The 16,374-nt window shown below is 61.5% G+C and carries 16 protein-coding genes and 2 pseudogenes; 13 read left to right on the top strand and 5 right to left on the bottom strand.

Annotated features, from left to right (window positions below):
• From ACS5Q1_RS39525 to ACS5Q1_RS39505, 5 genes are all read left to right on the top strand, one after another.
• Positions 1-872, top strand: an 872-nt coding sequence (locus tag ACS5Q1_RS39525) for a tripartite tricarboxylate transporter permease (RefSeq protein WP_473103369.1), incomplete at its 5' end; no start/stop codon positions are given.
• 9 nt (positions 873-881) lie between these two features.
• Entirely contained in the window at positions 882-1,742 is an 861-nt protein-coding gene (locus ACS5Q1_RS39520; protein WP_473103368.1) for an IclR family transcriptional regulator domain-containing protein, read from the top strand.
• A gap of 6 nt (positions 1,743-1,748) precedes the next feature.
• Positions 1,749-2,513 carry an enoyl-CoA hydratase/isomerase family protein gene (locus ACS5Q1_RS39515; protein WP_473103367.1) on the top strand — a complete coding sequence of 255 codons (765 nt, stop codon included), beginning with the start codon at positions 1,749-1,751 and terminating at the stop codon, positions 2,511-2,513.
• Positions 2,514-2,527: 14 nt separating this feature from the next.
• A complete protein-coding gene (locus ACS5Q1_RS39510; RefSeq protein ID WP_473103366.1) occupies positions 2,528-4,624 on the top strand; it encodes an acetate--CoA ligase family protein in 2,097 nt (698 codons plus the stop codon).
• Between the two features lie 290 nt (positions 4,625-4,914).
• Positions 4,915-5,904 carry a Bug family tripartite tricarboxylate transporter substrate binding protein gene (locus tag ACS5Q1_RS39505; protein ID WP_473103365.1) on the top strand — a complete coding sequence of 330 codons (990 nt, stop codon included), beginning with the start codon at positions 4,915-4,917 and terminating at the stop codon, positions 5,902-5,904.
• Between the two features lie 184 nt (positions 5,905-6,088).
• On the opposite strand, the gene ACS5Q1_RS39500 is transcribed toward ACS5Q1_RS39505, so the two are convergent.
• From ACS5Q1_RS39500 to ACS5Q1_RS39480, 5 genes are all read right to left on the bottom strand, one after another.
• Positions 6,089-6,904: a prephenate dehydrogenase/arogenate dehydrogenase family protein gene (locus ACS5Q1_RS39500; protein ID WP_473103364.1), complete on the bottom strand. Its 816-nt coding sequence runs from the start codon at positions 6,902-6,904 to the stop codon at positions 6,089-6,091.
• A gap of 36 nt (positions 6,905-6,940) precedes the next feature.
• A complete protein-coding gene (locus ACS5Q1_RS39495) occupies positions 6,941-7,633 on the bottom strand; it encodes a 4-carboxy-4-hydroxy-2-oxoadipate aldolase/oxaloacetate decarboxylase (protein WP_473103363.1) in 693 nt (230 codons plus the stop codon).
• Positions 7,630-8,352 (bottom strand): PIG-L deacetylase family protein, encoded by a 723-nt coding sequence (locus tag ACS5Q1_RS39490; RefSeq protein WP_473103362.1) that lies wholly within the window; start codon positions 8,350-8,352, stop codon positions 7,630-7,632. Before ACS5Q1_RS39490 ends, ACS5Q1_RS39495 begins: the two co-directional genes overlap by 4 nt.
• A 29-nt stretch (positions 8,353-8,381) precedes the next feature.
• Entirely contained in the window at positions 8,382-9,470 is a 1,089-nt protein-coding gene (locus ACS5Q1_RS39485) for a 4-oxalomesaconate tautomerase (protein WP_473103361.1), read from the bottom strand.
• Between the two features lie 95 nt (positions 9,471-9,565).
• Positions 9,566-10,528, bottom strand: coding sequence for a LysR family transcriptional regulator (locus tag ACS5Q1_RS39480; protein ID WP_473103360.1), 963 nt, complete (start codon positions 10,526-10,528; stop codon positions 9,566-9,568).
• A 151-nt stretch (positions 10,529-10,679) separates the two neighbouring features.
• On the opposite strand from ACS5Q1_RS39480, the gene ACS5Q1_RS39475 reads away from it, so the two are divergent.
• The 8 genes and pseudogenes from ACS5Q1_RS39475 to ACS5Q1_RS39440 all read left to right on the top strand — a co-directional run.
• On the top strand, positions 10,680-11,558 hold the full coding sequence (locus tag ACS5Q1_RS39475) for an amidohydrolase family protein (RefSeq protein ID WP_473103359.1): 879 nt from the start codon (positions 10,680-10,682) through the stop codon (positions 11,556-11,558).
• Between the two features lie 52 nt (positions 11,559-11,610).
• Positions 11,611-12,594 (top strand): Bug family tripartite tricarboxylate transporter substrate binding protein, encoded by a 984-nt coding sequence (locus ACS5Q1_RS39470; RefSeq protein WP_473103358.1) that lies wholly within the window; start codon positions 11,611-11,613, stop codon positions 12,592-12,594.
• A gap of 107 nt (positions 12,595-12,701) precedes the next feature.
• Positions 12,702-13,802 (top strand): alpha/beta fold hydrolase, encoded by a 1,101-nt coding sequence (locus ACS5Q1_RS39465; RefSeq protein ID WP_473103357.1) that lies wholly within the window; start codon positions 12,702-12,704, stop codon positions 13,800-13,802.
• Positions 13,803-13,804: 2 nt separating this feature from the next.
• The gene (locus tag ACS5Q1_RS39460) at positions 13,805-14,530 is read left to right on the top strand and encodes a class III extradiol dioxygenase family protein (RefSeq protein ID WP_473103356.1); all 726 of its coding nucleotides are present in this window, start codon (positions 13,805-13,807) and stop codon (positions 14,528-14,530) included.
• Positions 14,527-14,670, top strand: coding sequence for a hypothetical protein (locus tag ACS5Q1_RS39455; RefSeq protein WP_473103355.1), 144 nt, complete (start codon positions 14,527-14,529; stop codon positions 14,668-14,670). Before ACS5Q1_RS39460 ends, ACS5Q1_RS39455 begins: the two co-directional genes overlap by 4 nt.
• Positions 14,645-15,031 (top strand): YciI family protein, encoded by a 387-nt coding sequence (locus tag ACS5Q1_RS39450; RefSeq protein ID WP_473103354.1) that lies wholly within the window; start codon positions 14,645-14,647, stop codon positions 15,029-15,031. The genes ACS5Q1_RS39455 and ACS5Q1_RS39450 overlap by 26 nt, the downstream gene beginning before the upstream one ends.
• Positions 15,032-15,068: 37 nt before the next feature.
• Positions 15,069-16,084 (top strand): annotated as a pseudogene (locus ACS5Q1_RS39445) (Bug family tripartite tricarboxylate transporter substrate binding protein).
• Positions 16,085-16,185: 101 nt separating this feature from the next.
• Positions 16,186-16,374: pseudogene (locus ACS5Q1_RS39440) on the top strand (ABC transporter substrate-binding protein); the annotation flags it as partial.

Here is a 16,374-nt window from a genome sequence, read left to right as displayed (position 1 = left end):
CCCGAGACAGTGCTATGGCCGGCTGCGCAACCCCGGCCAACTCCGCCGGCCACCCCAGCCGTAGCGCCACGACCGATCATGCACTAACATTGACACCGGACCACCTCGTGGGGGCTGGCCAGATTGCGCGAGGTTCGATCGTTGGGTCGGTCCTGGGCGTGCTGCCCGGCGGCGGGGCTGTTCTCAGTTCATTCGCGTCCTATGCCCTCGAGAAAAAGTTGTCGCGTCATCCGGAGAAGTTTGGAAGCGGGGCGATCGAAGGTGTGGCAGGGCCTGAATCGGCCAACATTGCCGGGGCCCAGACCTCCTTTATCCCGATGCTCACTCTTGGCATTCCGGCCAATCCGGTGATGGCCCTGATCGCGGGCGGCCTGATGCTTCACGGCATCACGCCGGGGCCGCAGATTCTGACGGAGCAGTCGCTTCTGTTCTGGACGGTGATTGCGAGCATGCTGATTGGAAACCTGCTGCTCGTCATCATCAATATTCCCTTTGTGGGGCTATGGACCAAGCTGTTCAAGATGCCATACGAAATCCTGTTCCCCTGCATCGTCGTGATCTGTTGCGTCGGAACCTACAGCGTCAACAAGATGCCTTTCGACGTGCTGATCCTGGGGCTATTCGGCGTGATCGAGTACGGCCTAGTCAAGCTGAATTTCGAAGTCGGTCCTATGCTGCTGGGCCTGGTTCTCGGTCCAATGCTTGAGGAAAACTTCCGCCGGGCCATGTTGCTGGCCCGAGGTGATCCCATCAACATCATTGCGCGTCCCATCTCGGCGACGCTCCTGGCTGCTGCTTTGATCTTGCTCTGCGTGATTTTACTGCCCAATTTAAGGCGCACCCGCGCAACCGTATTTCAAGAAGAGGCGTAAGAGCTTTCCATGGGACGTAGAGCACACAGCAAGGGAATCGAGCAGGAAGCGACCGGCGGCGTCAGTCTCGAGGCCCAACCGGATTTCGTTGCCGGGTTTGCCCGCGGACTGAAGGTCATCCGGGCTTTCGGCGAGAATTCGCATATGCTGACCTTGTCGCAGGTCGCTGAACGCTCAGGCTTGACGGCTGCCGGCGCAAGGCGGCTTCTTCTCACGCTCGTGGCTCTCGGCTATGCCGGAACAAAGGACAGGTTCTACTTTCTCACGCCGCGGATCCTGTCCCTGGGCTACTCCTATCTGACGTCCCTTCCGCTTTATCACTTCGCTCAGCCGATTCTGGAGGAACTGGTCGAGAGGACCGGCGAAACCTGCGCGGTCGGTGTCCTGGACGATACGGATGTCGTCTATGTCCTGCGCATTCCCGTGCGGCGCATCGCGTCCGGCGATTTCGGCATCGGGACACGGCGTCCGGCTCATGCAACCTCGATGGGAAGCATTCTCCTCGGCGGATTGAACGAGCGCGAGCTTGCCGATTATTTCGAGCGCGCGGATCTGCGGGCCTATACCGGTGCGACCATCACGGACCCCAAGGCCTTGCGCCAGCGAATCAAGGACGATCAGGCACAAGGGCATTCCTGGGTGACGGGAGAGATGGCCGAGCACGTGAGCGGCCTCTCGGTTCCGATCTTCGGTGAGGACGACCGCGTCAACTCCGCCATCAACATCAGTTTCAACCGGCCGAAGATCTCCCGTAGCGAAATTCTTCGCGAGTATCTTCCTCCTCTTCAGGATGCCGCCGATCAGATCCGCCGATCTCTCATGCTGCGCGATCGGAGCATGGCCGATCGACCGATGCGCCTAAAAGGTTAGGATTCGATGAGAACAGATTTTTCGACTCTCTATCTGGAGAAAAGGAACGGGGCGGGTTGGATCAAGTTCAACCGGCCGAAGCGGTTGAACGCTCTCGATTTCGCCAGCAAGTGGGACCTTCAGGCGGCTCTTGCTCTTTGTATCAATGACGATGCCATCAAAGTCATTGCCTTTCGCGGAGAAGGCCGGGCGTTCTGTGCGGGAATCGACCTGACGGATCTCTCTGCGGGGCTGATCGACGAGCGGAATTTCCGCCTGTGGGAAGAGTGTCTGCGGATGATCGAGACATCCGACAAGATCGCGATTGCCTGTATGCATGGCCATGCGCTCGGCAGCGGTGTCCAGCTTGCCCTGTCCTGTGATCTCCGGGTTGCCACGCGAGGCGCCAAGATCGGCGTGCCCGCCGGCAAGGAAGGATTGGTTCCCGGCCTCTCTGTGATGCGGCTTGCCCGCTTCGTAGGGCTTGGGCGTGCCAAGGAGATCCTCATGTGGGGCGATTCCATGGATGGCGAGGAGGCCGCTCGCATCGGTCTCGTCAACAAGGTGGTTGATGACGACGCAAAGGATGAGGCCTTCGAGCAGGTGGTGGCGCGCACGGTCTCTATCGCGACGGATGGGGTCCGACTGACCAAGCGGGCTATGAATGAAATTGCCTACGGCGATTTCGCGGAAGCCTACGACATCTATTTGCAATGCCAGCGCCTCGGTTTGCAGTCCGGCGACTTCGCGAAGGCCATGGCAGCCTGGCGGGATCGAGGAACCGCTCCCTAGAGCGAGAGCGCGGCGTGATCTTACCAATACCGCAAGCAATCGACTGGAAAACGGCCCTGCACGTCCCGCGTGCGGTAGCGGTGATCGGAGCATCGTCGAATCCCCAGAAAATCGGCGGGCGGACACTTTCCAATCTCCGTTGGGGTGGGTTCTCGGGAGAGGTTTATCCCATCAACCCTGCTGGCGGCAGAATTGATGGATGGCAGGTTTTTCAGAACCTTGCCGATGTGCCGGCACAGCCGGACATGGCGATTATCGCGGTTCCGGGAGCGGAGGCCGTTGAAGCAGCGATCCGGGATTGTGTCGTAGCATCCGTTAAGACCTGCATCGTTTTCTCGGCCGGGTTTCGGGAAAGTGGAGATCAGGGACATGCCCATGAGGCGCGTCTGATCAGGGAGGCGCGATCCAGAGGTCTTAGGATCCTTGGGCCGAATTCCCAGGGCAGTCTCTGTGCACGCTCCGGGCTGATTGCCAGCTTTGCGACGACTTTTCAGGAATATGCCGTTGAAGATGGCCCGATTGCGGTCATCAGCCAAAGCGGCGCAATGAGTTCGGTCATCTATGGGCTCCTGCGCGAGCGGGGGATCGGCGTTCGCTACGTTCACGCGACCGGAAACGAGGCCGATATCTCGACTGCCGATCTGCTGGACGTCATTGCGGACGATCCGGATATTTCCATCGTCCTGCTTTATCTCGAGAGCGTTGCGGATGCAGGCAAGCTTGCGGCAGCCGCTGAAAAGGCCCGGGCCGCCGGGCAGTTGGTCCTCTGTGTCAAGGCGGGGGCAAGCGCATCCGGGCAGAAGGCGGCGCAATCTCATACGGGAGCGCTCGCATCGGACGATAGGGTGGTGGACGCATTTCTGTCCCGGATCGGCATTTGCCGCGTCGATAGCCTGCGCGATCTTGTCGATGTCGTCCCGCTGGCCTTGCAACGGAGGGACGCTGGAGTAGACGGACTTGTTCTCGTCAGCAATTCCGGTGCTGCCTGTGTTCTTGGCGCCGATCTGTGTGAGCGCTTGGACGTTCCGCTGGCCCAACTATCCGATGGGACGAGGAGGTCCCTCGACGGGATCATTCCCCCGAACGGCAATACAGCCAATCCCATCGATGTGACGCCTGCTCTTCTGACAGATTCGACCATGCTCGAGCGCACTCTCGGCACGGTCGCTGCCGATCCTGCCGTTGATACAATCCTGTTGAATCTGCCGGGTTCTGTGCGGGGATATGACTTCCCCCGTTTTTCCCGTGACCTTGAGCGCTTCCGCCTGAGTTCAGGTGCCCTGACGCTGGTTGTCACCCCCACTGCGGGAGCCCGTGCCGAAATGGCGCTGTCCGGAGCAGCGGTTTTCGAACATGACAGCGACGCGCTTCAGGCGCTTTCGGTTTTCCGCCGCGCGCAGCAACCGCCATTGTGCTGCGCCGGACAAACGCTGCCGGAGCGGCCGGATGTTCCGAGATCCGGGTTTCTCGACGAGGCTGAAAGTCTGAACATTCTCGGTCTGGCCGGCATTCCCATCGTCCCTTATGCCCTTTGCGCGACGGCAGAAGACGCCGTTGCGGCGTGGCAGAACTGGGGTGGAAGCGTTGTCGTGAAAGGATGCTCCTCCCGCTTCCCGCACAAGTCGGGATTCGGTCTTGTGGAACTCGGATGCGCTAAAGCAAGCGATGTTGCGGCCGCCTATGAGCGGATTTCCGCTCGCATGCGAACGCATGGCGAGCATGATCCCCATGTGATCGTGGCACCCTTCACCAGGTTGCGGGCAGAAGCTTTCGTGGGAGCCCGATGGGATAAGGTCTTCGGTTCCGTCGTGCTGATCGGTGAAGGAGGGAAGTACACGGAGGCCCGTCAGGATGTCGTGACCTTGTCCTGGCCCTTCGACCAAGAAACAGCCGTTCGGGCCGTTGAGCGCTTGCGCGTCGCAAGCATCTGGGCGGGAACCAGAGGCGAACCCGCTCTGGATCTCGCACCTCTTGCGGAGATCGCCGTTCGCATCGGCGCTCTTGTCGACGCGATGCAAGGCGAGATTTCAAGCATCGATGCAAACCCAGTGGGCCTGGGCGCATCCGGCGAGCATAGCCTCCTTGATGCCCTCATCGAGGTGGCGGGATGAGCGGCACAGGACAGGGTCCTGCGTTCCATGCTGCAACCGTCAGTCTGGGGAGAGCCGCAATCTTTCGGGACTATCGGCAAGCTCAGGCTGAAAGCATCCCGTTCTGAAAATGGCCCCTTCACCACACAGCATGTCATAATATTCGCATTTGCAAGCAAGTATCGCTTGACGGTTATTTCAAGTTCTCCATAATCAATTCTAAGAACGAAATAAATTTCGCAATAAGAAAAAGATCTTTTAACTTGGCCGGACTGAATGCCGCCGGCCAGAGATCGCGAGGGAGAGGTGGTATGAGTCAAGCTTACAACAGGCGAACATTCGTTGGAATGCTGGCAAGTGCTGCAGCATTCGGGGGGCTGCATTCACGAGCTTCCGCTGCCGGTTCGCTGCCTTCGGGCACCATTACCATTGTCGTGCCTTTCGATCCCGGTGGAGCGAACGACATCATTGCTCGAGCGGTAGCGCAGCATATGACGGAAACAGGAGCCACTGTCGTCGTCGACAACCGCCCCGGCGCGAGCGGTTCCGTCGGAGCGCAATATGTCGCGCGTTCCGAAGCAGACGGCCGTACGCTTCTCATGGCTCCCATCGGCGTCCTGGCCATCAATCCTTGGCTTTTCAGTCAGCTGGGCTACGACCCGGTCAAGGATTTCGCGCCGCTCACTCTGGCAGGTACGGTTCCGAATGCACTGATCGTGCATCCATCCGTGCCCGTGAAGAACGTGGCTGAGTTGATTGCCTATGCAAAAAAGAACCCGGGCAAGCTGAACTTCGCCTCCATGGGCAATGGCACGACCGGCCATCTCTGCGGTGAGATGTTCAAGAAGGCCGCCGGCGTCGATATCCTGCACGTTCCCTACAAAGGCAGCGCTCCCGCACTCAAGGATCTTCTGAGCGGGCAGGTGCAGTTGATGTTCGACAACCTTCCGACCGCGTTGCCCCATATGCGCGCCGAAAAGCTGCGCGGGCTTGCTGTGACGAGTCCTGCGCGCCATCCCTTGGCACCGGAATTGCCGACACTCAAGGAAAGTGGCGTGAGTGCCGAAGCGGTCGCATGGTTCGGCTTCGTTGCTCCGGCAAAGACACCCGATGCAACGCGGAAAGCCATCTCGGACAGCATGATCGCCGCCTTGAAGAGCGACAAGGTCAAGGCTCAGCTTGAAAAGGTCGGTGTCACGATCGCGGCCAATCAGCCGGCAGAGTTTGCGGCCTTGATCGCGAGTGAGTCTCAGAAATGGAAGCAGGTTGTCGCTGATGCAGGGGCAAAGATCGACAATTAATAAGCTTCCACCATACGGCGGCAGACCTGCCGCCGTATGGATTCTGGCTCATCGACGTTCTTGTGAGCAGAAATGCGCTTGCAGTTCGAATGCAGAGCTTTGTTGATTGTGTCTTGAAACAAACTCCAGCGATCGCCTCATTCAGCTCCTCTCACGGTAATCCTCACTCCGTTTGAGGGCGCACTCAGACACTCGCTTTGGCGAAGCTCTCGTGGCGCTCGGCGATGGCCTTCGCGAGCGAGCCGTCCAGGCCCAGTTCATCGAACATGCGGCTGGCTTCGCGCATTTCCGCAGCGCGTCGGATACCGTGCTGCCGGACGCGTGACATCATGACCTTCGCGACACTCTCCCAATCCATGCCGGGATAGGAGGCCTTCAGGCTTTCCAGAACGGCCGGCATGACGCCCGCCTTTTCCGACGCCAGCGTGAAGTCGACCATCAGGGCTTCCATGCCCTTGATGACGATGCTTCGGCACAACTTGGTGGCGGATGCCGTGCCGATCTCCGTGCTGACCGGCGTGATTTTCATGCCGAGCCCGTTGAGCCGTGCCGAGACCTCTTCGGCGCGCTTGCCGCCGCTCAGGATCGGAACCTCTATCCCAGGGCCGCTCACAGGAGCCATCACGGCAAATTCGACAAAGTCCGCGCCCTTCTCACGAACAGCTTCGGCTACCCGCTCCTTGGTCGCAGGAGAGACGGAGTTGAGATCGATATAGATCTGTGAAGCGTGAAGGCAGGGAGCAACCTGTTCGGCGGCCGTGACGGCAGAATCCGCCGTGACGGCGGAGATCACGATATCGGCTTTCCGACAGGCATCGGCGGCGCTGTCGGCGGCATGAACACCGGTCTCCGACGCCCGTTGCCGCAGTTCCGATCCTTTTCGAGCATCGTCGAAGAGGATGTCATAGACCGTGATCCTCACATCCGGTCGGGTCGCAAGCTGACGGGAGAAGAGTTGCCCGACTTCTCCATAGCCGATGAAGGCGATCTCAAGACTCATAGAGTTGCACCATTCCTCATGAGGCTGACGGAACCGTCAGTCCTCATCCTTGTATTCGACGTAAGTGAGACCCGCCCTCGCGAGCGGCTCGCGCATTTTGTAGAGGTCGAGGCCGAGAACGCCCGAGGCGAGAGTCTCGCGCTTCGATCCTTCATTGGCAACGCGGGCCTCGCCCGCGGCCGCAACGGCCTCGGCCTCCTTGCGCGGCACCACCACGACACCGTCGTCATCGGCAACGATCACATCGCCGGGCTTCACCAGAGCGCCTGCGCAGACGACAGGAACGTTGACCGATCCGAGGGTCGCCTTCACCGTGCCCTTTGCCGAAACGGCGCGGGACCAGACGGGAAAGCCCATCTCGGTCAGGGTCTTCACATCGCGGACGCCGGCATCGATGATGAGGCCGACCACGCCGCGTGCCTTGAGGGAGGTTGCCAGGAGATCGCCGAACATGCCGTCCGTATTATCGGTGGTCACGCCGACAACCAGAATGTCGCCGGGCTTGCACTGCTCGACGGCCACGTGGATCATCCAGTTGTCGCCAGGCTGCGCCAGCACCGTCACGGCGCTGCCCGCCACCTGCGCTCCCGCCCAGATCGGCCGCATGTAAGGCTTCATGAGACCGACGCGCCCCATGGCCTCATGGGTCGTTGCGGTGCCGAGTTCCGCGAGGCGGTCGACCACCGACTGGTCGATGCGCGGCGTGTTGGTGACGACGACGGGTTTCATGCCAGTTCCTCGACGATCTGGGGGAAGATGCGCTGATAGGCTTCGCCATAGGTCATGGCGCGACCAGAATTGCGGCCACCCTGCATGCCGCGGTTCAGGGCCACCCGGGTGTAGTATTCCCACAGGTGCTTCTGGGCCGCCAGGATCTCGAAGGCCTTGCGCTTCGTCTCCCACACGTCGTCGATGTTCAGGATCACATTGGGCTTGTAGTTGCACTGCTCGGGCTGGTGCGGCTCGAACAGGAAGACCGGCGGCGCATTGTAGGTGAGATCAGGATTCGGCTTGTGGCCGGCGGCCTGCGCGATGATGCGGGCTTCCTGTGCAAATCGCGTCGCCTCCGGGTGATCGACGTTGTAGGGATCCTCCAGGGAGTGCGTGAGCACGAAGGAGGGCTTGAGCTCGCGGTAGATGTCGACGAGACGGTCGAGCATCTCAGGAGTCGTGTGGAGCGGGTAATCGCCTGCATCGAAGAACTCGATCTCGGCCCCAAGGGTCTCGGCGGCGCGCTCAGCTTCTTCGCGGCGCTGTGCCTTCACGTCGGCAAGCGACACGTCGCCCTTCTTCCAGGCCCATTGGCTCTCGCCGCGTTCGCCGAAGGAGAGGCAGACGATCTTCATGCGATAGCCCTTCTTCGCATGCAGGGCGATGGCGCCGCCTGCGCGCCATACGAAGTCACCGGGATGGGCAGTGACGACAAGTCCAGTCTTTCCAGTACTCATGATGTCCTCAAGAAAAAGAGTTTTTTAAATCAGGCGGCGTCGCGGCCGGCCTCGAGCGAATGCGCTAGGGCATCGTGCGCGAAAGCATAGCCCTCGAAGAGCAGGCGCGCCGTCCGCAGCAGGCCCGCCTTTTCCACGACGGGACTCTCCTCGGTTCTGCCGACTTCGATCACCACGCTGAACTCGCCGGTCGGATGCTCGACCGAGAGCGTCTTCTCGCGTCCGGGCGGGATCCTGGCGACACGGGCTGCAGGAGATCCGGGCAGCACGCAGGCGGTGGCGACCGTCACGGCCGCAAAGACGCCGATGGAGGCGTGGCATTCGTGGGGAATGAAGCTGCGCGTGCAGACATGCCCGCCGGCGGCCGGCGGCGCGACCAGCGCCATCTTGGGCACGACCTTGGACGAGACGTCGCCGAGCCCCATGAGCCTGCCTGCTTCAAGGCGGATTTCCTCAAGGCGCGCCTTCAGGTCCACATCCTTGTCGAGCACATCGCGAGGCTCGTATCCGGTCCGGCCAATGGCTGCGGCTTCGAGCACCACCACCGGCATGCCATTGTCGATCAAGGTTGCGTCGACACCGGCGACGCGATCGACAACGTTTCCTGTCGGCAGCAGCGAGCCGCAGACGGAACCGGCGGCATCGAGAAACTCGACGGCAATCGGTGAGGCGGTTCCCGGCACGCCATCGATGCGGGCATGGCCTCCATAGGCCACATGACCGTCAGGGGTCTGGACGCTCAGCTCCGCAATCGTCCCCGTATTCACCGTGTGGACGCGAACTCGCGTTACGGTGCCTTGCACGGGAACAAGACCGCGCTCGATGGCAAACGGCCCAATGCCGGCAAGGATGTTGCCGCAATTGGGCGTGACGTCCACCTTGGGCTTGTCGACAACCACCTGGCCGAACAGGAAATCCACGTCGCAGTCCGGCCGCTTGGATTTCGACACGATGGCGATCTTGCTCGTGAGCGGATGAGCGCCGCCGATGCCGTCGATCTGGCGCGGGTCCGGCGATCCCATGATCGACAGCAGAAGCGCGTCACGCTGCGCCGGATCGGATGGAAGATCGTCGGCCAGGAAATAGGCGCCCTTGGAGGTGCCGCCGCGAACGATCATGCAAGGGATGCGAGGCTGAATGGTCCGTCTCCCGCCTGCTGGTGAATGCTTGCGGGCAGGGTGCCTCAGCCATTTGGGTGCAACAAATGGTTTATTTATGGGCTTTGATGAATTTTTTTCATCCTGCTGCGTGGCTTGGCGATCCGCCCTGCCGACGGCTTCTGCTTAGGTTCGGCAAATGTCTGCACGATATGCTTGCGCAGTTCGTCCGCGAGGGGAGATAGCGGTGTGCCTCGCTTCGAGATGATGCCGAGCTGGCGGGTGACGCTCGGATTGCGCAAGGGGATCAGCTTGAGGCCACGCTCGTCCACCGTGTCGAAGGCGAGACTGGGAATGACCGTTATGGCGACCCCCGCTCGGACGAGAGCGACCGCCGTCTGAATATGCTGGACCTCGAAGCGCCAGCTCAGGGCCTCCCGGCGGCTGCCCAACGCGTCATCGATGATGATTCTGTTTCCCGTCTGAGGACTGATCCTGATCAGCGGCTCTTCCGCGAGATCGGACCAGCTCACATCCGATTGCGCCGCCAGGGGGTGATCCTCGGGACAGACGAGCGTGAACGGGTCCTTGATCAGCATCTCGATGTCGAAATCCCACCGGTGTGCGGCCACGAGAGTGATGCCGAACGCAATCGTGCCATCCTGAACCAGGTTGCTGATCTCGGTCGCCGAGTTGTCGTAGATCCGGAGCACCACATCCGGGTGCCGCTCCTGGAAATGGCGCAACGCCGTGGGCAGGCGGCCGGACGCGATGGTGGGAAGGCATCCGATCGACAGGGTTTCCTGGCGGCTGCGCCCCTCCTGGCGGAGTTCGTCCAGGGAGCCGGCAAGGCTTTCGATGGTTTCCTTCACCTTGGGCAGAAGATTGAGGCCAGCCTGGGTCAGCGAGACCTCGCGGGTGGTCCGTGACAGAAGCTTCACGCCAAGATCTTCTTCGAGCTTGCGGATCCGGTGGCTGAGAGCCGTCTGCGACAGATTGAGATGCGCCGCCGCGTGCTGGAAGCTGCCGCGCTCGGCAATGGCGACGAAGGCGTGGAGGCCGAGGAAGTCGATGCGCATGAGTTCATTCGTTCAAGGGAAGGTCAGTTTCCGTTTGTCCGGATATATGAAGTATATTCATTAATCGCCAAAAACAAACCATTTGCTTCATTTTAACGCTGAAGCATTTCATGGGCCGCCAAAACCGCTTCATGAAGGTCAGCTCATTCGCATGACGTCAGCGCCGACGATCCCGCCTCCGCATCCCAATCCGCACGTCCCGTCCTTCAAGCTGCCGCCGAAGACGTGCGACACGCATTGTCACATCTTCGGGCCGAACGATCGCTATCCCTATGTGCTGGAGCGGCCCTACACGCCGCCGGATGCGCCCCTGGAGATGTTCCACGCGCTGAATGATCGTCTCGGTGTCGAGCGGGCGGTCATCGTCAACGCGACGCCCCACGGACGCGACAACCGCGTGGTGACCGATGCGATCGCCCAGAGCAACGGGCGTTACAAGGGCGTCGCGAACGTGGACGAGACATTCAGCGACCGGGATCTCCGGCGCCTTGCCGACGCGGGGATCACCGGATGCCGCTTCACCTTCCTGCCGCGTCTCGGCAGGATGCCCGACATGTCTTCCTTCGACAGGATCGTGGAACGCATCGCCGCTCTCGACTGGCATGTTGATCTCTATCTTCCTGCAACCTTGCTCCCTGACTTCAGGCCCAGGCTGACGGCATTGCCCGTTCCTTACGTGCTCGATCACATGGGCGTCGTCGATGCGAGTCTCGGCCTCGATCAGCCTGCCTTCGTGGCGCTGCTGGATCTGGTGCGGAGCGACGAGAAGTGCTGGGTCAAGGTCACATGCCCCGAGCGCATCTCACGAGCCGGGCCGCCCTTCCACGATGTCGCTCCCTTCGGCAAGGCGCTGATCGATGCGGCGCCGGATCGCGTCCTCTGGGGAACGGACTGGCCGCACCCGAACGTGCCGGTCATGCCCGATGACGGCGACCTGGTCGATCTCATCCCGCTCTATGCGCCGGATCTGGCCGTTCAGCACAAACTTCTCGTCGAAAACCCAGCGCGCCTGTTCCGCTTTGCGGATTGAAAACCGCCGATACACCGACGCAACACGTACAAAGATCAGGGAGAAACACATCATGTTCGGAACGGTCACGAGACGATCTCTGCTGGCTCTCGCCATAGTGGCAGGCCTCGGAACATCCGCTCCTGCGCAGGCGCAATCGGCCTATCCCACCCGCCCCGTGAAGGTGGTGGTTCCCTTCGGTGCCGGCGGCGTGGCCGACATCACGATCCGCATCGTCTCGGAGAAGCTGAGCGAAAAGCTCGGGCAGCGCTTCATCGTCGAGAACATGCCGGGAGCCGGCGGCATCACGGCGGCCCGTGCCGCGCTCTCGGGTGCTCCCGATGGATACACCCTGACCATGCTCACGAACGGCACCGCGATCAGCGTGCCGCTCTTCGCCAACTTACCCTTCAATCCGCAGATCGACTTCGTTCCGATTTCGACTCTTGGGACATTCGACTTCCTCTTCGTGGTCAACGCGAATTCGAACTTCAAGAGCCTCAAGGACCTCCTTCAGCAGGCCAAGGACAAGCCCGGAGCGCTGAACGTTGCCACGGTTGCCGTTGGCAGCAGCCAGCATCTCTCCTCGGTCCTCTTCCGATCGGAGGCCAGGGTCGACATGGTTCACGTGCCGTTCCGCAGCACGCCCGATGCGCTGGTGTCGCTGCTCAGAGACGACACGCATATGCTCATCGACACACAGGCGGCGGTGAAATCCGGGCTTGAGGGCAAACAGGTCAGAGCCATTGCCTCATCAGGACCGCGCCGCTCCGCTGCCATACCCGATGTTCCGACCGTGCGGGAGGCTGGGATCGAGGGCTTCGACGTGACGTCGTGGAACGCCCTGTTCGCTCCCAAGGGAACGCCCCAGTCCGTCATCGATACTCTCAACAAGGCCCTGCAGGACATTCTGAAGGCGGAAGACGTGAAGGCTCGCCTCCTCGATCTCGGTATCGAGGCGCGAAGCGAGACTCCTGCCGAACTGAGCGAGCGTCTTCGCTCGGACATCGAGAAATGGCGGGCCGTGATCGAGAGGGCCGGTATCCCGAAGCAATAGCTGCCAGCTTCATGAAGGAATTTCATCAATCCTTCAAAATAAACCATTTGCTTCATCTTTGACCCCTGGCCCATGCTCGCCTCCAGGGAGAAAACGTACGGGGACACATGAGCGAAAGGCCGACCGTCGTGTTGTTGCCGGGGCTCCTCTGCGACGCCAGCATCTGGGAGGCGCAGAGGGCGGCACTCGAGCCCCATGCCGACATCCGCATCGCGGATTTCTCTCAGCTCGATTCCATCGAGGCCATGGCCCGTTCCGCGTTGGCGCTTGCTGATGGGCCCCTGATCGCAATCGGGCATTCCATGGGGGCCCGCGTGGCCATGGAGATGGTCCACCTGGCTCCCGAGCGCATCGAGAAGCTGGCCCTGATCGACACGGGCGTCGATGCCCGGCGGGAGGGGGAGGAGGCGAAGCGCCAGGCCATGATCGATCTGGCTTTTGCAGAGGGCATGGGAGCCCTGGCCGACAGATGGCTGCCGCCGATGGTTCACGAGGACAGGGTCGGGGATCGGACCCTCCTCGCCCCGCTCAAGGCGATGGTCATGCGCGCCACGCCCGAGCAGCATGACTGCCAGATCCAGGCACTTCTCAATCGGCCGAATGTGCGGCCGCATCTTCCGAACATCGCCTGTCCGACCCTGGTGATGGTCGGCCGTCAGGATCGCTGGAGTCCGCTGGCTCAGCATGAGGAGATGGCGTCCCTGATCCCAGGTGCCGAACTCGTCGTGATCGAGGACAGCGGCCACATGTCTCTGCTGGAGCAACCCAATCAGGTGTCCGAGGCGCTGCTTCGCTTCCTTGGGTTCAAGAATGAGAATGCGAGCGCCAATCGCGCCGCGGGTGGGGAGTCGAAACCGATGGCTGAGGACGCGACCCTGGATCGTATCCCGGACACGCCGCTGTTCGACCGCAAGCGGTCGCTTCGCGGATACCGCATCAACAAGATGGCGATGGGGCTCAGCAATCCCGCCAATCGGGAAGCGTTCCGGGAGAACGAGAGTGCCTATCTCGACCGCTTCGGTCTGACGTCCGAGGAGAAGGACGCGGTGATGACCCGCAACTGGCGCGAGATGGTGCGGTTGGGCGGAAACCTGTTCTTCATTCTCAAGATCTCGGCCGTCGATCCCGTGCGCATCACGGAGATCGGCGCGTACCAGGCGGGAATGGAGCACGCGGATTTCCTGCGGGATCGTTTGGGGAAGAAATAAGAATGGCAAGGCTCATCGGAGGACTCGGAACGTCTCATGTTCCCTCGATCGGTGCGGCACTCGACAAGGGGTTGCGGGATACGCCGGACTGGAAACCGTTCTTCGACGGTTACATCCCCGGTCAGGAATGGGTGAGAGAGAACAAGCCCGACGTGGCGGTCGTGATCTTCAATGATCACGGCAACACCTTCTTCCTCGACAAGGTGCCGACCTTCGCCGTGGGTTGCGCGGAGGAGTATCGTCCGGTCGACGAGGGATGGGGACCGCGCGCCATTGCTCCCTTCAAGGGGGCCGTCGATTTCTCGTGGCATTTCATCGACACACTCGTCGAGAACCGCTTCGACCCGATGATCTGCCAGGAGATCGAGGTCGATCATGGGCTGCAGGTGCCGATGGAGCTGTTCTGGGGCAAGCCCGAGGAATGGCCGGTGAGGGTCGTCCCGATCTTCGTCAATGTCATCCAGTATCCGATCCCGCTTCCAAGCCGCTGCTACGAGATGGGCCGCGTTCTGCGCCAGGCCATCGAGAGCTACGACAGTGACGAGCGCTTCGTCATTCTCGGAACCGGCGGGCTCTCCCACCAGCTCCAGGGCGCCCGCGCCGGATTCGTCAATCCCGAAGCCGACCAAGCCTTCCTGAGCGATATCGCCAATGATCCCGACAAGCTCGCGAACATGTCGCGCGAGCAGTATGTCGAGATGTTCGGCAGCGAGGGGCGGAACTCATGATGTGGCTCGTCATGCGCGGCGCCATGGATCGCGACGTGGTGGTCCGGCACAAGCACTACTTCGTGCCGGCGTCCATGACCGGAGCCGGCATGATCGTCATGGAAAACCGGGCGAGTGCTGCCCCGGCTCAAGCCGCGTGACGCCATGTACTGGCTCATGATCTGCCGCCATCGGAGCGATGCGACAGGCCTGCGGGAGCAGCATCGGGACGCGCATCGCCAGCACGTCGCCACGGGTGGGGGCGGGCTTGCCAAGGTGCTGATCGGAAGCGCCCTGACAGAGGACGACGGCGAGACGCCCATCGGCAATTTCGGCGTGCTGGAGGCGCCGTCCCGTGAGGCCGCTCAAGCCTTTGCGGAGAAAGATCCGTTCGCGCTTGCGGGCCTCGTCGAGTCGATCGAGATCACAGCCTTGGCGTCACGATTCCAGGCACATCGGATCGATCCCATGACGCGTGAGAGGACGGAAGAAACCATGCTGCCGACATCTGCACGTCGATAAAGACCGCATCAAAATAAGAAGCCAGAGGAAACTGTATATGAATGGCAATTCACCCTGGGGGGCAACTCACTCCACCGTCACTCGCCGCCAGATCCTGATGGGAGCAGCGGCCTTGGGCATGACCGCCGCCTATTCGGTGCGCGCGGCGGCCGAGACGTATCCAAGCCAAAACATCCTTCTGGTCGTGCCTTTCACACCTGGCGGATCGACGGATATTCTCGCGCGGCTTCTCGGGCAAAGGCTTGAGGGTGCCCTCAAATATCCGGTGATCGTCGAATCCCGTCCCGGTGCGGGCGGCTCTGTCGGGGTTGGTTCCGTTGCCCGTGCTGCTGCAGATGGTCATACCCTGGTGATGGGCCATATCGGCACGTTCGCCGTGAACCCGGCGCTTTATCCGAAGCTGCCTTACGATCCGGTGAAAAGCTTCGAGCCGGTCAGCGGCATCGCCAACGTGCACAACATGCTCGTCGTCCACCCGGATGTTCCGGCCAAGACGCTTCAGGAACTGATCGCCTATGCCAAGCAGAATCCGAGTAAGCTGAACTATGCCTCCGGCGGCACGGAAGTGCGGCACATATCGCCATGGTGGCCCTGGCCGACCGAGCCGGAATCACGATGACTCACGTTCCTTACCGAGGCACGGCGCCGGCCGTGACGGATCTGCTCGGAGGGCGCGTGCAGCTCACCTTCACGGGCGCGCCCAACCTGCTTCAGCATGTGGAAGCCGGTACGATGCGGGCTCTCGCCGTCTCCGGATCGTCACGCCTCAAGAGTGCTCCCACGGTGCCGACCGTGGCGGAATCCGGGTTCCCCGGATTCGAGGCGTCTCAATGGTATGGCATCCTGGTTCCGACCGGCACGCCGAAAGCCGTCGTGGATCGGCTCAACACCGAGATCAGAACGGCGATGGCCGCACCTGAGATCGCCGAGCGCCTGTCGCTGGAGGGAGCTGAGGTCTGGACCAACACGCCTGCCGAATTTCGCGATCACATCGACAAGGAGATGGTGCGGTGGGGCGACCTCGTGAAGCGTACCGGGATCAAGCCCGAATAGCGGGCGAAAGACCCAACTGACATTCCTTACCCGGCTCCTGCCAAGAGGCCGCCAAGTGCCTGACAGGAGCGCCGGGGAGGTTCAAACGGGAGGAGTGGCAAATGTTACGACGGACTTTCATAAGCGCCGCCAGTGCAGCGGCGGCCGTGTTGGCCCTGACCGGGGTGGCATCGGCCCAGGAGACGGTGAAGATCGGCCTGATCCTGCCGATGACCGGCCCCTTCGCCTCCACGGGACGCCAGATCGAGGCGGCGGCCAAACTCTACATGCAGCAGAAGGGCGATACGGTC

Source organism: Microvirga sp. GN3 (genome assembly GCF_055792825.1).
This window is presented reverse-complemented; position numbering and strand designations above follow the sequence as displayed.